The sequence below is a fragment of the Nocardiopsis sp. TNDT3 genome, from assembly GCF_003427465.1.
GTDB classification, from domain to species: Bacteria; Actinomycetota; Actinomycetes; order Streptosporangiales; family Streptosporangiaceae; genus Nocardiopsis; species Nocardiopsis dassonvillei.
In genome coordinates, this window is the sequence record NZ_QPFC01000556.1 from 1 (window position 1) to 5732 (window position 5732).

The window sequence follows — 5732 nt, forward strand, 5'->3', positions numbered from 1 at the left end:
CCGCCGCACCGTGTGTGCGACGGCCCCGCCCCGCCTTTCGGTCATCCGGCCGACGCCGTTATATCCCCGGTAAATCCGGGACCATGGTGCTCCGACTCAATCCCCGGAAGGCTTCACGAGCGGGAAAAGGACAGTTTCCCGGATGTTCTTTCCGGTGAAGGCCATGAGGAGGCGGTCGATACCGACGCCCACACCGCCGGTCGGCGGCATTCCGTACTCCAGGGCCCGCAGGAAGTCCTCGTCCAGCTGCATCGCCTCGGGGTCGCCCTCCGCGGCCATCAGCGACTGCCGGGTGAGGCGCTCGCGCTGCTCGACCGGGTCGACCAGCTCCGAGTAGCCCGTGCCCATCTCCATGCCGAACCCGATGAGGTCCCACTTCTCGGTGAGCAGCGGGTCCTCGCGGTGCTGCCGGGTGAGCGGGCTGGTCTCCACCGGGAAGTCGCGCACGAAGGTGGGCTGGACCAGCGTGTGCTCCACCAGCTCCTCGAAGACGTGCTCCACGAGCTTGCCCTGTCCCCAGGAGGGGTCGTACTCCACTCCCCGGGAGTCGGCCAGGCGGCGGACCTCGTCGATCGGCGTGCGCGGGTCGACCTCGGCCCCCAGCGCCTCGGACACCGCCCCGTACAGGGTGACCTGCGGCCACTCCCCGCCCAGGTCGTAGGTGCGCCCGTCCCGCTCGACCACCGTCGAGCCGAACACGGCGCGCGCCGCCTCCTGGATGAGTTCGCGGGTCAGGTCGGCCATGACGTTGTAGTCGGCGTAGGCCTGGTAGAACTCCAGCATCGTGAACTCGGGGTTGTGCGTGGAGTCCGCGCCCTCGTTGCGGAAGTTGCGGTTGACCTCGAAGACCTTCTCCAGACCGCCCACGACCAGCCGCTTGAGGGACAGCTCGGGGGCGATGCGCAGGTACAGGTCCATGTCGTAGGCGTTGATGTGGGTGGTGAAGGGGCGCGCCGTGGCGCCGCCGTGCACCCGCATCAGCATGGGCGTCTCGACCTCGACGAAGTCGCGGGAGGCGAGCCCCTCCCGGATCGCGCGGATGGCGGCCGAGCGGCGGCGCACCATCTGCTGGGACTCGGGGTTGACGATGAGGTCGACGTAGCGCTGGCGGACCCGGGCCTCGGGGTCGGTCAGGCCCTTGTGCTTCTCCGGGAGCGGGCGCAGGCACTTGGCGGTCAGCGTCCAGGAGGTCACCAGGATCGACAGCTCACCGCGACGGGAGGTGATGACCTCGCCCTCCACGCCCACGTGGTCGCCGAGGTCGACGTCGGCCTTCCAGGCGTCCAGGCGCTCCCGGCCCACCTGGTCCAGGGACAGCATGATCTGGATGTCGCCGGTCTCGTCGCGCAGGGTGGCGAAGCACAGCTTGCCGCCGGTGCGGTAGAGCATGACGCGTCCGGCGACGGAGACCTCCGCGCCCGTGCGGGTGTCCGGCTCCAGCCCCTGGTGTTTGTCGCGCACGGCCCCGATCGACGTGGACCGCGGGAAGGTCACGGGGAAGGGGTCGGTGCCCTCCTCCCGCAGCCGGTCCAGCTTCTGGCGCCGGACCCGCATCTGTTCGGGCAGGTCGTCGTAGGTGTCGTCGTGCGCGTCATTCACGCGCACGATCCTACCGGCGGTCGCGGTCCGGCCCGACCGGTCGGCGTCCGCGGGAACGGGGCGCGCTCCGGCGGTCGGGGTCCCTTTCCGGGGTAGGGGCACGGTGGGAGGCCGGTGACGCGGATCACTAGTATTGCGCTGCCCTGACCCGCGCCTTCACATCCGAGAGCAGTACCTACCGAGAGACGGACCCCACTGGTGAGTGTCGAGGGAAGCACGAGAGCCGTCGTCACGGCGCTGTGCGCGAACCTGGGAATCGCCGCGACGAAGTTCGTGGCCTACCTCCTGACCGGATCATCGTCGATGATGGCCGAGTCCATCCACTCGGTCGCCGACTCCAGCAACCAGGCGCTGCTGCTGATCGGCGGCAAGCGGGCGCGCCGGGGCGCCACGGAGGAGCACCCCTTCGGCTACGGCCGCGAGCGCTACGTGTACGCGTTCATGGTGGCGATCGTGCTGTTCAGCCTGGGCGGCCTGTTCGCGCTCTACGAGGCCTGGCACAAGATCTCCCACCCCGAGCCGATCACGTCCTGGCAGTGGGTCCCCGTGGCCGTGCTGCTGGTGGCGATCGTGCTGGAGTCGTTCGCCATGCGCACGGCGGTCAAGGAGTCCAACGCGGTCCGGGGCAAGGCGGGCTGGGTGCAGTTCGTCCGCCGCTCCAAGTCCCCCGAGCTGCCGGTGATCCTGCTGGAGGACGCCGGCGCCCTGCTGGGCCTGGTGTTCGCCCTGGCCGGTGTCAGTCTGACCCTGATCACGGGCGACGGCCTGTGGGACGGCCTGGGCACCGCCGCCATCGGCGTCCTGCTGGTGGTCATCGCGGTCGTGCTGGCCGTCGAGGTCAAGAGCCTACTCATCGGCGAGTCCGCCACGAGCGAGAACGTGCGGGCCATCCGCCGGGCCATCGAGTCGGTCGAGGACATCGACCGCCTGATCCACATGCGCACCCAGCACGTGGGCCCCGAGGAGCTGCTGGTGGCCGCGAAGGTGGCCGTGGACGCGCACGACGACGCGGGCCGGATCACGCGGGCGATCAACGAGGCCGAGGAGCGCATCCGGACGGCGGTGCCCATCGCCACGCTGGTCTACATCGAGCCGGACCTGTTCCGCGGCGGGGCCTCGCCGGAGGCTTCCCCCGGCACCGTCTCCTCGGGCTGAACCGGGGGTGGCGCGGCGGCCGGGGCCGGTCGCCGCACCACCGCGGCCGCGAACTCCCGGAAACCGTTTCTTTACACAGGGTAACAGGTGTAATATGGGTGCATGAGTCGCACAAACATTGACATCGACGACGAACTGGTCACTACCGCCATGGAACGCTTCCAGGTGAGCACCAAGCGCGAAGCCGTGGACATCGCCCTTCGCCGGGCCGTGGGCACACCTCTCACCAAGGAGTTCCTCCTCAGCCTGGAGGGCATCGGCTGGGAGGGCGACCTGGAAGAGATGCGCCACTCCGGCTTCGAGGGCGGGGCGCCCGCCTCGTGAACACCGTCTATCTGGTGGACAGCTCCGCCTGGGTGGAGTACCTGCGCAAGACCGGTTCCGAGACCCACGTCTTCGTCAGGGAACTCATCGAGCGCGGCGTCCACCTGGCCACGACCGAACCCGTCGCCGCCGAGATCCTGAGCGGGGCGAAGAGCTCCACCGAGCTCCAGCAGCTGGAACGCCTCACCGACGGCCTGATCCAGCTGTCTCTGGACAACAGGCTCGACTTCCACCATTCGGCGGGCATCTACCGTGAGGCCCGCTCCAGGGGTAAGACGATCCGCAAACACACGGACTGCCTCATCGCGGCCGTCGCCCTGCGCACCGACGCGGTCCTCGTGCACTGCGACCGCGACTTCGACCACCTCGCCGAGGTGTTCCCCCGGCTGCGCGCGCAGCGGCACGACCAGGGCTGAACCCGCCGGGGCGGAAGGCCTCCTCCCTCTCCCCCGCCCCGGACCCGGATCAGCCGACGTTGCGCTCGTAGACCAGACGCAGGCCGATGAGGGTCAGCCACGGCTCGTGCAGGTCGACCGTCTCGCACTCGGCCACCACGATGGAGGCGAGCCCCCCGGTGGCCACCACGGTCACGTCGTCGGGCGCGTCGGTGAGCTCGGCGACCATGCGGTCCACGATCCCGTCCACCTGGCCCGCGAACCCGAACACGATCCCCGAGCGCAGCGCCTCGGTGGTGTTCTTGGCGATGGCCGCGCGCGGCTTGACGATCTCCACCATGTGCAGCTGGGCGCCGCGCCGTGAGAGGGCGTCCACGGAGATGTCGATGCCCGGGGCGATGGCCCCGCCCACGTACTCCCCGCGGGCGCTGACCGCGTCGAAGGTGGTCGCGGTCCCGAAGTCCACCACCACCGCGGGGCCGCCGTAGAGGTGGTTGGCGGCCAGCGCGTTGATGATCCGGTCGCTGCCCACCTCCTTGGGGTTGTCCATCCGGATCGGCACCCCGGTCTTGACGCCGGGTTCGACGATCACGGCCGGGACGTCCCCGAAGTGGCGGCGGAACATGTCCCGCATCTCGTGCTGGACCGACGGGACCGAGCAGCACAGGGCGATGCCGTCGATGTCCTCGGGGCGGCCCAGGCTGCTGCCGTCGACGAGCCCGCGCAGGACCACGGCCCACTCGTCGGCCGTGCGCCTGGTGTCGGTTCCCACCCTCCAGTGTTCGAGAAGGTCGTCGGATGCGAAGAGACCGAAGACCGTCTCGGAGTTGCCGACGTCGATCGCGAGCAGCATGCTGGGGGCCTCATCCGTGGTCGAAGTGGTGTGTTCTCAAGGAATCTTCCACCAACCGGGCCGCTCACAACAGGTCAAGCGCGATATCCAGCGCCGGGCTGGAGTGGGTGAGCGCCCCGACCGCCAGGTAGTCCACCCCGGTGCGGGCCACGTCACCCGCCACGTCCAGGGTCAGGCCGCCGGAGGACTCCAGCCGCGCACGGCCCGCGACCAGCGCGACCGCCTCGCGGAGCCGCTCGACGGTGAAGTTGTCGAGCAGGATCTCCTCGGCGCCCGCGGCGATGGCGTCCTCGATCTGGTCGGTCCGGTCCACCTCCACCTCCAGGGGGAGGTCGGGGAAGCGCGCGCGGATGGCGCGGACCGCCTCGCCGACGCCGCCCGCGGCGACGACGTGGTTGTCCTTGACCAGTCCGGCGTCGCTGAGGCCGTAGCGGTGGTTGACCCCGCCGCCGCAGCGCACGGCGTACTTCTCCAGCGCGCGCAGCCCCGGCCGGGTCTTGCGGCTGTCCCGGATCCGGGCGCCGGTCCCGGCCACGGCGTCCACCCAGGCGCGGGTGGCGGTGGCGATTCCGGACATGTGGGTGAGGAAGTTGAGCGCGGTCCGCTCCGCGGTGAGCAGGTCGCGGGTGCGCGCGGTGACCGTCATCAGGACGTCGCCGCGCTTGACCGCGTCGCCGTCGGCCACGGTCCGGTGCGCCTCCAGGGCCCCGTCGGCGACCAGCCAGAAGACGAGTTCGGCGAGCGGGAGGCCGCTGACGGTGCCGTCGGCGCGGGCCACCACGTGCGCGGTGCGCACCTGGTCGCCGGGGATGGTCGCGACGGTGGTGACGTCGATGCCCGGCCCCGCGGTGAGGTCCTCGGACAGGGCGCGGCGGACCAGGTCCACGTGGGACTGCGAGGGGGCGGTGTACGGGAGGGAGAACTCGGCGCGCGCGTCCGGGTGGGCGTCCGACGCCTCCAGAACCCCGCCGGCGCCCGGACCGGCGAGGGGGAGGCCGATGGAGTCCAGTTCCGCGGTGAGCGCGGGCGGCAGGGAGGGCGTCCAGTCCTCATCCGTGGTCACGATGGTGTTCCCTTCCAGTCGGACGACGACGGGGCGGATCCGGAGCCCGGGCACGGGCTCGGGGTGGTCGGCGCGCTGGTGCGCGCCCCTGCTCTCGGTCCTGTGCAGCGCGGCGGCGGCCACGAGCCGAGCCGCGGTGAGCAGGTTGGCGGTCTCCCAGGCGGCCACGTCGGGGGTGGCCGGGGAACCGGGACGGGCGAGGGCGTCGAGTTCGGCGGTCAGCTCGGCGAGCCCCTCACCGGTGCGCAGAACCCCGGCGTGGCGCGACATGAGGGTGCGCACGCGGGCCGCGGCGGCGGGGTCGGGAAGCGGGGTGACGGTGCCGACGGCCTCGGCCCGCGCG

6 protein-coding genes are annotated in these 5732 nt (G+C 71.1%); 3 read left to right on the forward strand and 3 right to left on the reverse strand.

Going from position 1 to position 5732, the window contains the following annotated elements:
- Positions 1–96: 96 nt before the first annotated feature.
- Positions 97–1701, reverse strand: coding sequence for a bifunctional lysylphosphatidylglycerol synthetase/lysine--tRNA ligase LysX (gene lysX, locus DQW06_RS14335; protein WP_117198627.1), 1605 nt, complete (start codon positions 1699–1701; stop codon positions 97–99).
- Between the two features lie 96 nt (positions 1702–1797).
- On the opposite strand from lysX, the gene DQW06_RS14340 reads away from it, so the two are divergent.
- The 3 genes from DQW06_RS14340 (at position 1798) to DQW06_RS14350 (ending at position 3494) form a co-directional block, all read left to right on the forward strand.
- Positions 1798–2754 (forward strand): cation diffusion facilitator family transporter, encoded by a 957-nt coding sequence (locus DQW06_RS14340; RefSeq protein WP_117198628.1) that lies wholly within the window; start codon positions 1798–1800, stop codon positions 2752–2754.
- A 102-nt stretch (positions 2755–2856) separates the two neighbouring features.
- Complete coding sequence (locus DQW06_RS14345; RefSeq protein WP_117198630.1) at positions 2857–3078, forward strand: type II toxin-antitoxin system VapB family antitoxin; 222 nt, start codon at positions 2857–2859, stop codon at positions 3076–3078.
- The gene (locus DQW06_RS14350; RefSeq protein ID WP_117198631.1) at positions 3075–3494 is read left to right on the forward strand and encodes a PIN domain nuclease; all 420 of its coding nucleotides are present in this window, start codon (positions 3075–3077) and stop codon (positions 3492–3494) included. Before DQW06_RS14345 ends, DQW06_RS14350 begins: the two co-directional genes overlap by 4 nt.
- A 49-nt stretch (positions 3495–3543) precedes the next feature.
- Here the strand turns inward: DQW06_RS14350 and DQW06_RS14355 are convergent, their stop codons facing one another.
- On the reverse strand, positions 3544–4326 hold the full coding sequence (locus DQW06_RS14355) for a type III pantothenate kinase (RefSeq protein WP_013155972.1): 783 nt from the start codon (positions 4324–4326) through the stop codon (positions 3544–3546).
- 64 nt (positions 4327–4390) lie between these two features.
- The coding region (gene nadC / locus DQW06_RS14360; protein WP_117198633.1) for a carboxylating nicotinate-nucleotide diphosphorylase at positions 4391–5732 on the reverse strand (1342 nt) is incomplete at its 5' end.

Bases quoted from the DNA above. Each gene is read 5' to 3' on its own strand.
- DQW06_RS14345 (WP_117198630.1), top strand. From the start codon at position 2,857: ATGAGTCGCACAAACATTGACATCGACGACGAACTGGTCACTACCGCC.
- DQW06_RS14355 (WP_013155972.1), bottom strand. From the start codon at position 4,326: ATGCTGCTCGCGATCGACGTCGGCAACTCCGAGACGGTCTTCGGTCTC.